General features: G+C 69.5%; 14 protein-coding genes. 7 read left to right on the forward strand and 7 right to left on the reverse strand.

Annotated features, from left to right (window positions below; translation table 11 throughout):
• Positions 1 to 92: 92 nt before the first annotated feature.
• The 4 genes from ABIA35_RS29275 to ABIA35_RS29290 all read left to right on the forward strand — a co-directional run bounded on the left by ABIA35_RS29275 (position 93) and on the right by ABIA35_RS29290 (position 5,253).
• On the forward strand, positions 93 to 1,283 hold the full coding sequence (locus ABIA35_RS29275) for an acyl-CoA dehydrogenase family protein (protein ID WP_370342232.1): 1,191 nt from the start codon (positions 93 to 95) through the stop codon (positions 1,281 to 1,283).
• A gap of 52 nt (positions 1,284 to 1,335) precedes the next feature.
• Complete coding sequence (locus ABIA35_RS29280; RefSeq protein WP_370359982.1) at positions 1,336 to 2,457, forward strand: acyl-CoA dehydrogenase family protein; 1,122 nt, start codon at positions 1,336 to 1,338, stop codon at positions 2,455 to 2,457.
• 9 nt (positions 2,458 to 2,466) lie between these two features.
• Positions 2,467 to 4,089: an acyl-CoA synthetase gene (locus ABIA35_RS29285; RefSeq protein WP_370342229.1), complete on the forward strand. Its 1,623-nt coding sequence runs from the start codon at positions 2,467 to 2,469 to the stop codon at positions 4,087 to 4,089.
• Between the two features lie 183 nt (positions 4,090 to 4,272).
• Entirely contained in the window at positions 4,273 to 5,253 is a 981-nt protein-coding gene (locus ABIA35_RS29290; protein WP_370342228.1) for an acyl-ACP desaturase, read from the forward strand.
• 573 nt (positions 5,254 to 5,826) lie between these two features.
• Here ABIA35_RS29290 and ABIA35_RS29295 read toward each other — a convergent pair.
• The 5 genes from ABIA35_RS29295 to ABIA35_RS29315 form a co-directional block, all read right to left on the reverse strand.
• A complete protein-coding gene (locus tag ABIA35_RS29295; protein ID WP_370342226.1) occupies positions 5,827 to 6,033 on the reverse strand; it encodes a hypothetical protein in 207 nt (68 codons plus the stop codon).
• A gap of 45 nt (positions 6,034 to 6,078) precedes the next feature.
• A complete protein-coding gene (locus ABIA35_RS29300; RefSeq protein WP_370342224.1) occupies positions 6,079 to 6,399 on the reverse strand; it encodes a Crp/Fnr family transcriptional regulator in 321 nt (106 codons plus the stop codon).
• 81 nt (positions 6,400 to 6,480) lie between these two features.
• Complete coding sequence (locus tag ABIA35_RS29305) at positions 6,481 to 7,374, reverse strand: carbohydrate ABC transporter permease (protein WP_370342223.1); 894 nt, start codon at positions 7,372 to 7,374, stop codon at positions 6,481 to 6,483.
• Positions 7,371 to 8,309, reverse strand: coding sequence for a carbohydrate ABC transporter permease (locus ABIA35_RS29310; RefSeq protein WP_370359983.1), 939 nt, complete (start codon positions 8,307 to 8,309; stop codon positions 7,371 to 7,373). The genes ABIA35_RS29305 and ABIA35_RS29310 overlap by 4 nt, the downstream gene beginning before the upstream one ends.
• Before the next feature lie 22 nt (positions 8,310 to 8,331).
• Positions 8,332 to 9,618, reverse strand: a complete 1,287-nt coding sequence (locus ABIA35_RS29315) for an extracellular solute-binding protein (RefSeq protein ID WP_370342220.1) — start codon at positions 9,616 to 9,618, stop codon at positions 8,332 to 8,334.
• Positions 9,619 to 9,964: 346 nt separating this feature from the next.
• Between ABIA35_RS29315 and ABIA35_RS29320 the strand changes: the two genes are divergently transcribed.
• The 3 genes from ABIA35_RS29320 (at position 9,965) to ABIA35_RS29330 (ending at position 13,492) form a co-directional block, all read left to right on the forward strand.
• On the forward strand, positions 9,965 to 10,582 hold the full coding sequence (locus ABIA35_RS29320; protein ID WP_370342219.1) for an isochorismatase family protein: 618 nt from the start codon (positions 9,965 to 9,967) through the stop codon (positions 10,580 to 10,582).
• 4 nt (positions 10,583 to 10,586) lie between these two features.
• Positions 10,587 to 11,495, forward strand: a complete 909-nt coding sequence (locus ABIA35_RS29325) for a GlxA family transcriptional regulator (protein ID WP_370342379.1) — start codon at positions 10,587 to 10,589, stop codon at positions 11,493 to 11,495.
• A 149-nt stretch (positions 11,496 to 11,644) separates the two neighbouring features.
• Positions 11,645 to 13,492: a phosphodiester glycosidase family protein gene (locus tag ABIA35_RS29330; RefSeq protein ID WP_370359984.1), complete on the forward strand. Its 1,848-nt coding sequence runs from the start codon at positions 11,645 to 11,647 to the stop codon at positions 13,490 to 13,492.
• A 183-nt stretch (positions 13,493 to 13,675) separates the two neighbouring features.
• Here ABIA35_RS29330 and ABIA35_RS29335 read toward each other — a convergent pair whose 3' ends face one another.
• Together ABIA35_RS29335 and ABIA35_RS29340 are read right to left on the reverse strand one after the other, a co-directional pair.
• On the reverse strand, positions 13,676 to 14,275 hold the full coding sequence (locus ABIA35_RS29335; protein WP_370342217.1) for a hypothetical protein: 600 nt from the start codon (positions 14,273 to 14,275) through the stop codon (positions 13,676 to 13,678).
• A 110-nt stretch (positions 14,276 to 14,385) separates the two neighbouring features.
• On the reverse strand, positions 14,386 to 15,372 hold the full coding sequence (locus ABIA35_RS29340; RefSeq protein ID WP_370359985.1) for an FHA domain-containing protein: 987 nt from the start codon (positions 15,370 to 15,372) through the stop codon (positions 14,386 to 14,388).
• Positions 15,373 to 15,434 lie beyond the last annotated feature (62 nt).

The raw sequence follows: 15,434 nt of genomic DNA on the forward strand, positions 1-15,434 counted from the left end.
TGCTCGAACCCGTTCGGGCGACCCGGCGCACGGATCTGATGATCCATCAGAAACCCTTGCCATCGCAGATGGAACACGTTCTAATTCACCTCATGCGGATCGCGTACACCGAGGCGCAGGCGCAGCTGCGCGACACTCTCCGCGCCTACTTCACCGAGCTGGTCACCCCCGAGGTCGCCGAGGAGATGTCCACCGGCGAGTTCGGCGGGCCGCGCAGCCGGGAGGCGGTGCGGCAGATGGGCCGTGACGGCTGGCTGGGCGTGGGCTGGCCCGAGGAGTACGGCGGACAGGGGTTCACGCCCGTCGAGCAGTTCGTGTTCTTCGACGAGGCCCAGCGGGCCGGGGCGCCGGTGCCCTTCCTGACCATCAACGCGGTCGGGCCGGCGATCATGCGCTTCGGCACCGCGAAGCAGAAGTCCGAACTCCTCCCGCGCATCCTGGCCGGGGAGTGCATGTTCGCCATCGGATACTCCGAGCCGGAGTCCGGGACCGACCTGGCCAGCCTGAAGACGCGCGCCGTGCTGGAGCCTGACGGCGGGCACTACCTGGTCAACGGGCAGAAGATCTTCACCTCGCTGTCCGACCACGCCGACTACGTCTGGCTGGCCTGCCGCACCGACCCCGAGGCCCCGCAGCGGACCGGCAAGAAGCACAAGGGCATCTCGATCCTGATGGTCCCGACCTCGGATCCGGGCTTCACCCACACGCCGATCCACACCATCGGCGAGGCCTCCACGTACGCCACCTACTACACCGACATCCGGGTCCCGGCCGAGAACATCATCGGCGAGCCCGGCGAGGGCTGGCGCGTGATCACCACGCAGCTCAACCACGAGCGGGTGGCGCTGTGCTCGTCGGGGTCGCTGGAGCGGCCGTTCACCGAGGTGGTCGAGTGGGCCCGGCAGACCAAGCTGGCCGACGGCACCCGGGTCATCGACCGCGAGTGGGTCCGGGTGCACCTGGCGCGCATCCAGGCCAAGCTCTCGGCGCTGCGGCTGTTCAACTGGAAGGTCGCCGCCTCCGCCGAACTCGACGTCGCCGACGCCTCGGCCACCAAGGTCTGGGGCACCGAGCTCTACTGCGAGGCGTACGGCCTGCTGCTGGAGGTGCTCGGCGCGGCCGGCGCGCTGAAGAAGGACTCCCCCGGCGCCCTGCTCGCCGGCCGGGTCGAGCGCGCCTACCGCGGGGTGCTGATCCTCACCTTCGGCGGCGGCACCAACGAGATCCAGCGCGACCTGATCGCCTTGTTCGGGCTGAACATGCCGCGCATCCCCCGCCACTAGAGCCGTCAGAACCACTAGAGCCATCAGAACCACTAGAGCCCAGGAGCCCGCCATGGATTTCGAGCTGACCGAGGACCAGCGGGCGCTGGTCGACCTCGTCGACCAGATCCTCGCCGACCACTGCGGCAACGAGCGTCTGGCCGAGCTGGAGAAGGAGGCACGCGGCAGCGGCAACGGCTCCGTGCACGACGCGCAGGCCTGGCGCGCGCTGGCCGGCGCCGGAGCCGTCTCCGCGCTGCTCCCCGACGACGGCGACCTGGGCGTCATGGGCCTGGCCCTGCTGGCCGAGGCCGCCGGGAAGCGCACCGCCTACGTCCCGGTGGTGGCGGCGATCGCCCTCGGCGCGCTGCCCCTGGCCCGTTTCGGCGGCCACGAGGACCTGCTCGCCGGCATCGCCTCCGGGGCCAAGCTGGTCACCGCCGCCTTGGAGGAGCCCGGAGAGCCCGAATCCCTGATCACCACCGCGCGGCACGGCGAAGGCGGCACCTTCGTTCTGGACGGTGCCAAGGTCATGGTCCCGTACGGCGATCTGGCCGACGCCGTCCTGATCCCCGCCCTTCTGGAGGACACGCCGGCGCTGTTCGTCGTTCCGCGCTCGGCGCTGAAGGTGACCCCGCTGCTGGCCACCGGGCGGCAGCCGTACGCCGACCTGGACCTGGACGCGGTGAGCGTCCCGGCCGAGGCGCTGCTCGCCCGCGGCGGCGACGCGGTGGACTGGCTGCGCGACCTGGGCACCGTCGCCTATGCGGCCGAGGCCTCCGGCGTGTGCACCGAGGCGGTCGCCATGACCGCGCGCTACACCAGCACCCGCAAGCAGTTCGGCGAGCCGATCGCCTCGTTCCAGGCCGTGGCCCAGCGCGCCGCCGACGCCTTCATCAGTGCCGAGGCCCTGCGCCTGTGCGTGCTGCACGCGGCCTGGCTGATGGACGACGCCGCGCGCGGCGGCCACTCCGCCTCCTCCGCGGACATCTCCGCCGACGTCGCCATAGCGAAGTTCCACGCGGGGGACGCCGGATCGCGCGTCCTGCACGCCGCGCAGCATCTGCACGGCGGGATCGGCGTGGACACCGACTACCCGCTGCACCGCTACTTCGTCCGGGGCCAGCAGATCGAGCAGACCCTCGGCACCGCCACCCGGCAGCTCCTCCGCATCGGCGCACACCTCGCAGACTAAGGACTCCCCATGCAGTTCAACCTCGCGGACCTGTTCGAGAGCGTCGTCGACAAGATCCCCGAGAAGGAGGCTCTGGTCGTCCCGGGCGTGAAGCGATGGACGTACAAGGAGCTGGACCGCGAGGCGAACCGACTGGCGCACTTCCTGCTGGCACGCGGAGTGGGAGTGCGGGACCACGTCGGGATGCACATGTACAACGGGTCGGAGTACGTGGTCGCCGTGTTGGCGTGCCTGAAGATCCGTGCGGTACCCATCAACATCAACTACCGCTATGTGGCCGACGAACTGCGTTACCTCTATACGGACGCGGATCTGGTCGCCGTAGTAGTGGACGCGGAGTTCGGCGACAGAGTGCGCGAGATCTTCGAGGACTCAACGAAGCTCAAAACGATCGTCTCCGTCGGCGACGCTATAGCGGATCTGCCCTCTGTGACGTATGCGGACGCGGTCCGTGGGCAGTCGGAGGAGCGCGACGGACTACTCCCTCACGGCGACCGTTCGGCCGACGACCTCTACATCATCTACACCGGCGGGACCACGGGGATGCCCAAGGGCGTCATGTGGCGCCATGAAGACATCTTCTACGCGGGGATGGCAGGCGGGCGCCCTTATGGGGAGCCGATGAAGGATCCCTCAGAGGTCGCCGACGGTATCGACCCCGCTGCCGGCCAGATGGCGACCTTCCCTGTCGCGCCGCTGATGCACGGCGCCGCGCAGCTCGCCACCTTCATCAGCTTCAACATGGGCCAGAAGGTGGTCCTGAACCGGAAGTTCGACGCGCACGAGGTGCTGCGCACCGTCGAGCAGGAGAAGGCGAACGTCATCTCCATGGTCGGCGACGCCATGGGCCGGCCGCTGGCCGAGGCGCTGGCCGGGCCGCTGGCCGGGACCGACGTGAGCAGCCTGTTCGTGGTGAGCTCAGCCGGGGCGATCCTGTCCGAGGCGGTGCGCGAGCAGCTCCAGGCGCAGATGCCGAACGTGCTGATCCGCGACAACTTCGGCTCCACCGAGAGCGGGTTCAACGGCGACGCCGCCCCCGGCAGCGGTCCGGCCGGCGGCATGCGGTTCACCGTCAACGAGCGCACCACGGTCTACCTGGACGAGGAGCACCGGCCGGCCACGCCCGGCGACGGCCGGGTCGGGCGGGTGGCCCAGCACGGGAACGTGCCGCTGGGCTACTACAACGACCCGGTGAAGACCGCCGAGACGTTCTTCGAGCACGACGGCCGGCGCTGGGTGCTGCTCGGCGACCTGGGCACGCTGGAGGCGGACGGCTCGGTGGCGGTGCTCGGGCGCGGCTCGCAGTGCATCAACACCGGCGGCGAGAAGGTCTTCCCCGAGGAGGTCGAGGCGGTCCTGAAGTCGCATCCCGGGGTGTTCGACGCGATCGTCGCCGGCGCGCCGGACGAGCGGTTCGGCCACCGGGTGGCCGCCGTCATCCAGCCCCGCGAGCAGGGCGCGGGCACCCCCACGGACGGCGAGCTGGAGGAGTACTGCCGGGGCCGGCTGTCGGGGTACAAGGTGCCCCGGCTGCTCGTGCGGGTGTCGCATATCCGCCGCTCACCGAGCGGCAAACCCGACTACCCTTGGGCGAAAGAGCTGGTCACCGAGGCGTCCCGGCACCCGGAGTGAGATCTGGGTCACAAAAAGCCCTCCCGGCGCGGAAATGAGTTGACAGTCCGACGCTCTCACCACTGGACCTTTGCCGACACGGTGACTTACGCTAACGTAACCTACGAACCCGTAAGTTTCGGGAGCGTAGGTCCGTCCCCCAAGGCCTACTTCCCCAGGCCTGAGCGTGTAGGAGCCGACCCCATGACCGTCACCGACCTGCCCCGGCAGGGCGCCCGCCCGACAGCCGCGATGCCCGAGGCGGCCCTGCTCAGCGAGCTGGAGCAGGTCGTGGAGGCCAACCTGAACCGGCACCTGGACTGCGCCAAGGAGTGGTTCCCGCACGAGTACGTGCCGTGGAGCGAGGGCGAGACCTTCGACGGCGTCCTGGGCGGCAAGCCCTGGAGCCCGGAGCAGTCCCGCATCCCGGAGATCGCGCGCACCAGCCTGATCCTGAACCTGATGACCGAGGACAACCTGCCCAGCTACCACCGCGCCATCGCGGTGCAGTTCGGCCAGGACGGCGCCTGGGGCACCTGGGTGCACCGCTGGACCGCCGAGGAGGGCCGGCACGGCATCGCGATCCGCGACTACCTGCTGACCACCCGCGCCGTCGACCCGGTCGCGCTGGAGCGCGAGCGCATGACGCACATGTCCAACGGCTACTCCCAGCCCGACGCGTACGACGCCCTGCACTCGATCGCCTACGTGAGCTTCCAGGAACTGGCGACCCGCATCGCGCACCGCAACACCGGCAAGGTCTCCGGGGACCCGGACTGCGAGCGCCTGCTGGCCCGCGTGGCGCAGGACGAGAACCTGCACATGCTCTTCTACCGCAACCTTCTGGGCGCCGCATTCGAGCTCGACCCGGACCAGGCCATGCGCGCGGTGGCCAACGTGGTCCAGCAGTTCCAGATGCCGGGCTCGGGCCTGCAGGACTTCGGCCGCAAGTCGGTGATGATCGCCAAGGCCGGCATCTACGACCTGCGGATCCACCACGACGAGGTCGTGATGCCGATCCTGCGCCAGACCAACGCCCTGGAGCGCACCGACCTCGGCGCCGACGGCGAGATCGCCCGCGAGGAGCTGATGGCCTTCCTGGACGGCCTGGACACCGCGGCGACGCGCTTCTGCGAGAAGCGCGAGGCGCTGCTGGCCCGGCAGGCGGCACGCCGGAACGCCTGATACGGGGCTTGGAGCATAGGGCCCAGCACAGGGCATTGAGACCGCGGCGCCATGAGCGCCGCGGTCTTTCATGTGCGCCGGCTCATGTGCGGGTGGCCGCGCCGGCTGGCTTTGACGGCTTCGCGCATGGTCTATGGGATCCGCTGGTTTCGCGGGGCGGTGCGCAGGCGCCGCCAGAAGCCTCCCCCGCTGCACCCGCACAAAGAACTCACCCACACATGGCCGCGGCCGTCTCTTTCATCAATAGGCTGACTCGGCCGCCGGCAGAGCGGCATGCTCGGCACGCCTCGAAAAAAAGTAAGACAGAACCCTAAAGTTCCCCGGTGGGCGTGCCGATACATCTAGTAAGCGGCCCGGCCCCGGCGTAGCTCGCGTCCCTGCCCTCCGCGAGCGCGCCGCCGCCGGACCTGCCTCCTGGTAGCAGGTCCCCGGCAGGTTGCCCCCCGGCCTGTCGGGGGCCGGTTGCGACCCGTGGTGGCCTGCGGTATCAGCACCCGCAGGCCATCGCTGGTTTCGCGGATGCCGACCCGTGTGCGCCGCCCCGTGTGCGCCTCCCGTGCGGGAATCAGGGAGTCAGGGCAGCAGGACCACCGGCATGCGGACCGGGTCCGGCCAGGCGTAGCGTCCGTCGCGCATGCCGAGGTCGGCGGGGTTCACCGCCGCGGCCTTCACGCGGATCAGGACTTCGCCGGGGGCGGGGTCGCGGACGTCGAGCTTCGTGGGGATCAGGTTCTCGGCCGGCCCGAAAGCGTGGACCGCCATGGCGTTCATCGTCGTCATGGCCCCGAAGCTACGGGCGGCCCGGCCGGGGCGCCTTGACCTGGATCAAGCGGTCACCAGAAGTCTGCGGCGGATGCGGCTCAGAGCCTCGGGCGTCACGCCGATGTAGGCCGCGACCTGGGACAGCGGGACGCGCGCGGCGATGGTGGCGAAGTCGGCGAGGTAGGTCCGGTAACGCTCGGCGGCGTCGTCCAGCAGCAGAGTGCGGTTGCGGAGTTCCGCGGTGATGAACTTGTGCTCGGTCAGGCGTGCCGTGAGGTCGCGCCAGCCCGCGTGGCGCTCGGCGAGGGCGGCCAGCGCGCCGGCCGGCATGGCGAGGTACCGCGTCGGTTCCAGGGCCTGAATGGCCAGGTCGGAGATCTGCAAAGTCAGCCGCGCGCGGTAGGTGCCCGCCGACGCAGCTCAGGGACGCGTCGGCGGGCTCGAGGCCGGCAGGGAAACCGGGGCCTACTTGATGGAACCGGCGGTCAGGCCGTCGACGACCTTGCGCTCGATCAGGCCGAACAGCACGATCACCGGGATGGTCGCGATGACCGTCGAGGCGAACAGGTGCCCGTAGTCGACGGTGTACTGGCCGATGTAGTTGTCCACCGCCACCGACAACGGGGCCTTGTCAGGACTCGTCGTCAGGGTCAGGGCCACGATGAACTCGTTCCAGGCGGCGATGAACGTGAAGATCAGCGCCGTCACGATGCCCGGCATCGCCAGCGGGATCGTCACCCGCCGGAACGCGCCGAAGCGGGTCGCCCCGTCGATCATCGCGGCCTGCTCCAGCTCGGCCGGGATGGCCGCGAAGTAGGCCGACAGGATCCACACCGCGAAGGCCAGGTTGAAACCCGCGTCCACGATGATCAGGGCCCAGACCGAGTTGATCCCGCCCAGGTCGCGCATCTCGCCGTAGATGCCGACCACCATCGCGGTGGGCTGGAACATCTGCGTGACCAGGACCAGCAGCAGGAACGCCTTGCGGCCGCGGAACCGCTTGCGGGCCGTGTAGTACGCCGCCGGCAGCGCCACCAGCAGCACCAGGAAGGTGGCGCCGCAGGCGACCTCCAGGGTGATGCGCATGTTGGTGCCGAAGCTGGAGTCGCCGGAGAACACCGAGGTGAAGTTCGACCATTCCAGGTGCTTCGGGATGATCGTCGGGTCGGCGGTCTCGTTCACCGGCCGCAGCGCGGTCAGGAACATCTCGATGTACGGGGTGATGAAGATCAGCGCGATCAGGTACGCGCTGCCGATCAGCGCGATCTTCTTCACGCCCGGCAGACCGCGCGGCGGCTTGGGCGCCGAGGGCACCCGGTCCTGGCGCGCGGTCGGCGAGGAGGTCGTCACGGCTGTCATGCCTCGCCCTCACTGTTCCACTTGCTCACCTTCAGGAAGGCGAAGACGATCACGATCACCAGCACGAAGTTCACCACCGACAGGGCGGCGGACTCACCGATGTTCTGACGCTTGAGGATCCACATGAAGACCGTGGTGGTCGAGGTGTCGTACCCCGGTCCGCCGTGCGTCATCTCCCAGATGATCGGGAAGCTGTTGAACACGTTCATCACGTTGATGACCGCGGCCACCAGCAGCGCCGGCTTCAGCAGCGGCAGCGTGATCGAGAAGTACGTGCGCACCTTGCTCGCGCCGTCCACCCGGGCCGCCTCGTACACCTCACCGGGGACGGTCTGCAGGCCGGCGATCACCGTGTAGCTGGTGAACGGGACCGAAACGAACACCGCGACCACCATCTCCCAGATGAACCCGGAGGTGGAGTGCCCCAGCCAGTCCGCGGTGGAGCTGTTGCGGTCCACCAGGCCCAGGTCGTTCAGGATGATGTTGATGAACCCGTAGCCGGGGTAGAGCATCCACTTGAAGATGATCGAGGTCATCATCACCGAGGCGGCCCACGGCGCGATCAGCGCCCAGCGCGCGACCGTGCGCCCCGGGAACTTCTGGTTGAACAGCTGCGCGACGCACAGCGAGATCAGCACCGTGCAGGTGACGACCACGACCACCCAGATCCCGGTGCGCTCCAGCACACCGTTCAGGTCCTGCTCCTTGAACAGCTTGTTGTAGTCGTCCGTCCCGTTGGAGCCCAGGTTCACGCCGTAGCGGGACCAGTGCGTGGTCGAGGACTGGACCATCTTCACCACCGGCCACAGCACGGCGAAGGCGATCAGCGCGATCGCCGGGCCGATCCAGGCCAGCGGGGCCAGGCCGGAGAACACCGACCTGGCGCGGGCGGGGCGGGGCCGGCCGAGCCGGCCCCGCTCTGTGTGCGTCGTCATCGCTGGGACGTCCCGTACAGCCTTAGTTACTGGCCGTCGCGACGGCCTGGATCTGGTCCAGGACGCCCTTCGGGTCCGAGGTCACGGCCTTGCCGACGATGTCCTTGACCTTCTGCGAGGCCGGGTCCCAGTTCGGGTCCGAGCTCGGGTACCAGGCGGCGTTGGGCAGCGCGTCGATGAACGGCTTCAGGGCCGGGTTCTGGGTCGACAGGTCCGTGGCCGCGTCCTGGGTGGCCGGCAGCAGGTCGTACTCGTTGTCGAACTGCTCCTGGTACTTTTTCTGCAGCGCGAAGTCGAGGAACTCACCGACCGCGGCCTTGTGGTCCGGGTGGGTGTTGAAGGCCTCGATGAAGTCCGCGACGCCCAGCGGCGAGCTCAGCGGGCCGGTCTTGCCGGCGATCGGCGCGGCCTTCCAGTTGCTGCCGATGCTGCCCTCCTGCAGGATCGGCAGCAGCGACGGGGAGCCGTTGATCATGCCGATGTTGCCGGCCGCGAAGTCCTTCCACAGGTCGGTGCGCTTCTTGGTGGCCGGGTCGGGCTCGGTCAGGCCCGGCTTGACCAGGTTGTCGGTCAGCCACTGGAAGGTCTCGATGTTCTGCGGGGAGTTGATCGCCCACTTGCCCGAGGCGTCCTTGTAGCCGCCGCCGTTGCCCAGCGTCCACAGGTAGGTCTCGGCCTGCGCCTCCTCCGAGCCCAGCGGCAGGCCGAAGCCGGTCTTGCCGAGCGCCTTGATCTTGGCGGCGTCGGCGGCCACGTCGGCCCAGGTCTGCGGGGCGGCGGCGATACCGGCCTGCTGGAACAGCGCGGTGTTGTAGAACAGCGCGCGGGTCGAGGTGGTGAACGGGATGCCGTACTGCGCCTGGCTGCCGTCCTGGCCCTTGGTCTGGCCGAGCTGGGCCACGTGCGGGATCAGGTTGCTCACGGTCTGCGGGGAGACGATGTCCGAGGCCTTGTACAGCAGGCCCTGGGCCGCCACGTCGGCGTAGCCGCCGCCCTCGAACAGGTCCGGGGCGTCGTTGTTCTGGACCGCCGTGGTCAGCTTGGTGGCCAGGTTGTCCCAGGTCGCCATCTGCAGGTCGACCTTGACGTTCGGGTACTTGGCCTGGAAGTCGTTGATGATCTGCTGCCAGTACAGCTTGGTGTCGTCCTTGTCGGTGCTGCCGTAGTTCGGCGCGAGCAGCGAGATGGTCACCGGCTTGGAGGAGCCGCCGGAGGACGAGGACGAACCGGAGGACTTACTCGAGGAGCAGGCCGACAGAGCCAGAGCCGCGGCCAGACCGGTAGCGGCGATAGTGACGAGACGCTTCACCTGGGATCCACCTTTATTGGAAGGGTGAGGGTTGGGGACTTCAGGTCGTGACGCTGGGACACGCTAATCAGGTTTGGCCCGGCGGTATAGACCAGAGAACCCTCAGGTATAGACCAGTTATCGAACCGTCATCTCGGAATGCCATCAAAAGCGGACATATTCGGGCGTAATCAAGGCGTTGAAAGCGTCTTCACGATGAACCTCTGTTGAGCCGCAGATGTTGACCTCGCGCGGCGGCGGGACCTCGCGCGCCGTCGAGGGCACTCGCGGGGGTTGACCGGATCGTTCCGCATCGAGGCCGGAACAGCCCTGCCCCCGACCCGGCCGGGGCGGCGACCATGAAGACATGACACAGCGAGCCCTCATCATCATCGACGTCCAGGAGTCCTTCCGCGCCCGCCCGCTCTGGCGGCTGATCGACAACCCGGACATCGCCGACGACGTCAACCGCCTGGTGGACCACGCCCGCGCGAACGACGACCTGGTCGTGTGGGTCCTGCACGAGGAGCCCGGCACCGGGAACAGCTTCGACCCGGCCTCCGGCCACGTCCGCTACCTGGACGGCCTGCGCGCCCCGGCCGCAGACGACATCCAGGTCCGCAAGACCTCGCACAACGCGTTCACCACCACCAACCTGCAGCAGCGCCTCACCGAGCACGGCGTCACCGAGCTGGCGATCTGCGGCATCCGGACCGAGCAGTGCTGCGAGACCACCGCCCGGGTCGGCTCCGACCTGGGCTACCAGGTGACGTTCGTGGTGGACGCCACCGCGACCAACCCCATCCCGCACCCGGACGCGCCGCAGGACCCGACCCCCGAGGAGCTGGAGGCCGACCCGCGCGCGCTGCCGGCCGCGGCGGTCGTGGAGCGCACCGTCTTCGCCCTGGCGCACCGGTTCGCGACCATCGCGACGGTGGACGACGTGGTCGGCGCGGGCGCCCCGGCGGCGATGCCGGTAGGCTGACCGGATTGTGAGGGTCGTCTTCCTGCTCATCCCGCGCCTGCACCTGCTGGACCTGTCGGGTCCGGCGCAGGCCTTCTCCACCGCGGACGATTACGGCTACCGGTACGAGCTGCGGTACTTCGCCGAGCAGGAGGACATCGTCAGCGCGCAGGGCGTCCGGCTGCGCGCCGAGACCGAGTGGCCCGGCACCGGCCCGCAGGACCTCGTGGTGGTCCCGGGCTGGCGCTCGCCCACGCTCAAGGGCAGTCCGCGCCCGGGCCGGGAGCTGCTCGACCGGCTGGTCCGGCACCACGCCGCCGGCGGCACTGTGGCCAGCGTCTGCTCCGGCGCCGAGGTGCTGGGCCAGGCCGGGCTGCTGGACGACCGGCGCTGCACCACCCACCACGATCTGCAGGACGAACTCGCCGCCCGCTACCCGCGGGCCCGGGTCGAGCGCGACGTGGTCTACGTGACCGACCGCCGGGTGGTGACCTCGGCCGGCATCGCCAGCGGCATCGATCTGGCGCTGCACCTGGTGGCCGAGCGCCACGGCCCGGCCGCCGCGGCGCGGATCGCGCGCGAGATGGTGGTCTACGCGCGCCGCTCGGGCGAGGAGTCTCAGGACAGCGCGATGCTGAGGCACCGCTGGCATCTGCGCGACGCGGTGCACCGCGCGCAGGACCGGATCGACGCGGCCTACGCCGAGCCCTTGCGGCTGGCCGATCTGGCGCGCGCCGGAGGCGTCAGCGAACGCACTCTGACGCGACAATTCGTGGAGAGCACAGGGATGACTCCGTTGCGTTACCAGCAGACATTGCGAGTGGAACGTGCGGAAAATCTGATCGGGCACGGCGCGACCGTCGAGGCGGCCGCGCACGCCGTGGGCTTCTCCGATGCCCGTATGCTGCGCCGACTCCGTTCGCGCGTGATGTAGGACACGCCGTTTCACCCATTTTCTTCGCAACCGCGTACCCCGGTGTAAGCGTCTGAGGACCGGCGGGGAATTCCAGCAAGCTGGCGGTGGCCATCAATGAATGGCCATACTCTGAGGCTGGATCGGGGACCGGAGCGAGAGGATTGTGGATGACACCGGCACCGACGGGAAGGACCGGCGACGGCTATCCGGGACGCGGGGTACCTCCGCGGCCGGACCGGCCGCAGGGGCCGCCCCGCAGCCGTGAGGTACCGCGTCCTCGGCCCCCTCAGGACCCGCGCCAGGGGCCCCCGGCCGAGCCGCGGACGCCGTGGGACGACTACAACCAGAACCAGCCGCCGCAGTACCCCCAGGGCCGCGATCCCCGGGCCGGGCAACAGCAGCGCGATCCGCGTGATCCGAGCTACCAGCCGCGCGATCCTCGGGATCCTCGCGACCCGAGCTACCAGCAGCGGCCTGAGTATCCGCGCAACGGCGGTCATCCGCAGCAGCCGGGCCAGCAGCAGACCCCGGGCCGTCAGCAGGCCGGCTATGGGCAGCAGGCGCCGAGCCACCAGCAGAACCCGGGCTATCAGCAGAACCCGAGCTACCAGCGCGTGGACCGCGCGGCCCAGGGCATGCGCTCTGTCGACGAGACGCACATTCCGCGCGGCACCCGGCGCCGGGTCCCTCAAAACCCTGAGGAACTCCGTCATCCCGAGGATCTTCGTCCCGCCTCGAGCCATCAGAGCGGCTACGGCGAAGAGGGCTATGGCGAGGACGGATACAGCGAGGACGGCGCGGACGAGAACGACCTCCTGGAGTCCGGCGAGCGCGACGGCCGCGGCCGCCGGCGGGCCGGCTCGCGCCGCAAGGACCGGCTCACCCCGGTCCAGCGCCGGCGCCGGAAGATCATATTCCGGAGCGTCGCCGGCGTCCTGGCCATATTCCTGTTCCTGACCAGCTACTCGCTCTACGGCGCGCTGAGCGCCCCGGGCAACATGAGCAACCAGGCACGGATCGCCGAGTGGGCCCGCGGGCACGGCGCGGGTTTCGCCGTGTCCTGGATGGAGAACCAGCAGTACCAGAACAACAAGCCCAAGACCGGCGGCGGCCTGTCGCCGCAGCAGCTGGCCGACCTGGCCCCGCCGTCGTCGACGCCGACCCTGGCCAAGAACGATCCCCTGCTGCCGCCGATGAAGCCGTTCGTGCCGAACCCGGCGCCCGGGGAGGGCTCCTGGCAGCCGGCGGTCGTGGTGAACGGCGACCCGGTGATCCAGATCGCGAAGCTGCGCTCGGACCCCCAGCACCTGGAGTACCTGTCGGCGGTGGCGTGGATGGACCAGAAGCACGCCAGCTTCGTCCTGCACCCCGGCTCCCAGCAGCCCGGCACGGCCGGCTACAACCAGACCGACCACCTGTCCGGCGACCAGTTCAAGAACCTGATCGCGACCTGGAACGGCGCCTTCCTGCTGAACCCGAACGACGCGCACGGCGGCTTCTACCTCAACGGCAAGACCTACGGCACGCTGGTGCCGGGCGCAGCCTCCGAGGTGTTCTACAAGGACGGCACGATGAACGTCGGGTCCTGGAACTCCGGCGCGGGCTTCCAGATGGCCCCGAACGTGGTCGGCGTCCGGCAGAACCTGCAGCTGCTGGTGGACAACGGCCAGATCAACCCGCAGGTGAACAGCGACGACAAGAAGCTGTGGGGCGTGACCATCAAGAACGCCTACTTCGTGTGGCGCTCCGGCATAGGCATCACCGCCAACGGCGACATCGTCTACGCGATGGGCCCGGCGCTGTCGGTGCCGACCCTGGCCGAGCTGCTGCAGCGGGCCGGCGCGGTCCGCGGCATGGAGCTGGACATCAACCCCGAGTGGGTGTCGTACATGACCTACGACGGCAGCAAGGACCCGGCCAGTCCCGTCCCGACGAAACTGCTTGATTTCGCCCGGACCGGGCAGCGGTACTTCTCCACCGAGGAACGCGACTTCGTGGCCGTATACAGCCGTTAACCGAAAGCTCTCTCGCTCTCACGCTCCCCTGTCGCTACCTTGGTTCGGTAGCGAGAGGGGAGCGCTGTTATCCATGAACGGGACCGTTTTCGGGATCATCCTGATCGTGCTCGCAGCGGCCGGAGGGGCCGCCCTGTGGGTCGACACCATCCGCAAGCGCGACAAGCAGTAGTCAGCCGCGATTCAGTACCCGCCGCCACCGCTTGAGGTGGAAGGACTCGTGGACGGACCGGTGGACGGACTGGTGGACGGACTGCTCGGGTTCGACGGCATCGAGCCCGGCGCTCCGGCCCCGACGGCCAGGGTCGGGGTGGCGACGTACCAGGTGCCGCCGCTGCCTTCGCCGTTCGCCTGTCCGGCGGCGCTGTCACCGGTGTACTCGTACAGCGGGTGGCCGTTGTAGACGACCTGGCCGTTCACGACCGTCATCTTCCCGGTGACGGTGGTGGCCGCGCTGGGGTTGGAGCCGGTCAGCGCCGGCCAGACCGCGGCGCAGCTGCCCGTGCAGGTCGGCTTGCCGGCGGCGGTGTCCGGGGTGAAGTAGTAGAGCGTGTGGCCGTCCGGTCCGGTGAGCACCACGGTCTGCGTCCCGCTGATGCCGACCGAGGCGCTGTTCACCGTGGTGCCCGTGGTGCTGGCCATGCTCGGTGGGGCGGCCGGGGTGCTCGACGCCGAGGAACTCTTGCCGGACGACGACGAGCAGGCCGCAGCCAGTGCCAACAGCGCCACCGCCGACACCGCCCCGGCGACGCGCGCGGTGGAAGGGATACCCGGCTTGACCATGATCGTGCCTCCTTACGGCTGGCGGAGGTCTCGAACCTCCACTTTTGGCACGTATCGGAGGCCGTCTTGGTTCGGCCGGGTTCCCTCCCCGCGCGAGCGGGCCCTCTGCTTCAGCCCAGCTGGATCAGCGTCAGCGTGGTCCACACCCCGACATGGATCCGGTAGCCGGCCTCGACCGGGAACGCCTGGTTCGCCGGGATCGGGGCGGTGTCGTCGTTGAGCACGGTGCCGTTCATCGACTCCAGGTCCACCACCTGCCAGCCGCCGTCCGGACGCGCCTGGAGCACCGCGTGCAGGTGCGACACACCCGGGTCGGTCGGCGGGCCGGTCAGGTCGATGTCCACGTTCCCGCGCTTGCCCGAGCGGCCGATGCGCACCGTTTCGCCCTTGAGCTCGTACTGGCGCTCCGGGCAGTACGGCGGGAACGGGTAGGCGTTTGCGTCGATCTCGCCCTCGGCGACCACCGCGTCGTAGTAGGCGCGGTCGGCGCTGGCGATCGCGATCCATTGCACGGTGCCGCCGGAGCCACTCGAACTGCCGGTGCTGCCGGTGCTGCCGCCGGTGCTCGTCGGATCAGAGGTGACGGTCCGGGCCAGCGGGTCCGAGTCCGGGTCCGAGATCGACTGCGGGCCCTGATTCGCCGGACCGCCGGCCAGGCCCGAGCTGGCCAGGACCGAACCGGTCTGGCCCGAACCGGTTGACCCCGAACCACTCTGGCCTGAGCCGGTCTGCCCCGAACCGCTGCCGCGCACCTCGGCCTCGCGCTGCTCCGCCTCCCGCTGCGCCTTCTCCGCCTTGCGCAGCTCGGCCTCGATGTCCAGCTGCGGCTGGTCGACCGTCTTGCCGGTCTGCTCGTCGGCGAAGTTGAACCCGCAGCCCTCGCAGAAGGTGTCGCCGGCCTGCCGCGGCAGCAGGCAGTTCGGGCACGGCTCGCCGGCCGAGCCGTAGTTCGGGGCCCCGCCGCCGCCCGGGGCCGCGCCGCCACCGGGGGACGCGCCGCCCCCGGTCGCGTGCGCCGGCGTGCCGATCGACAGGCCGCACTCGTCGCAATAGTCGGTCGCGACCGACTGGTGTCCGTCCGGACACTGGGCCATCATCGTCCACCCGCCTCAACGCCGGCCGCGGCACCCCGCCGCGGCTTGTCCACCGTCGCCATCCT

It is taken from the genome of Catenulispora sp. MAP12-49, assembly GCF_041262705.1.
Classification (GTDB): domain Bacteria; phylum Actinomycetota; class Actinomycetes; order Streptomycetales; family Catenulisporaceae; genus Catenulispora.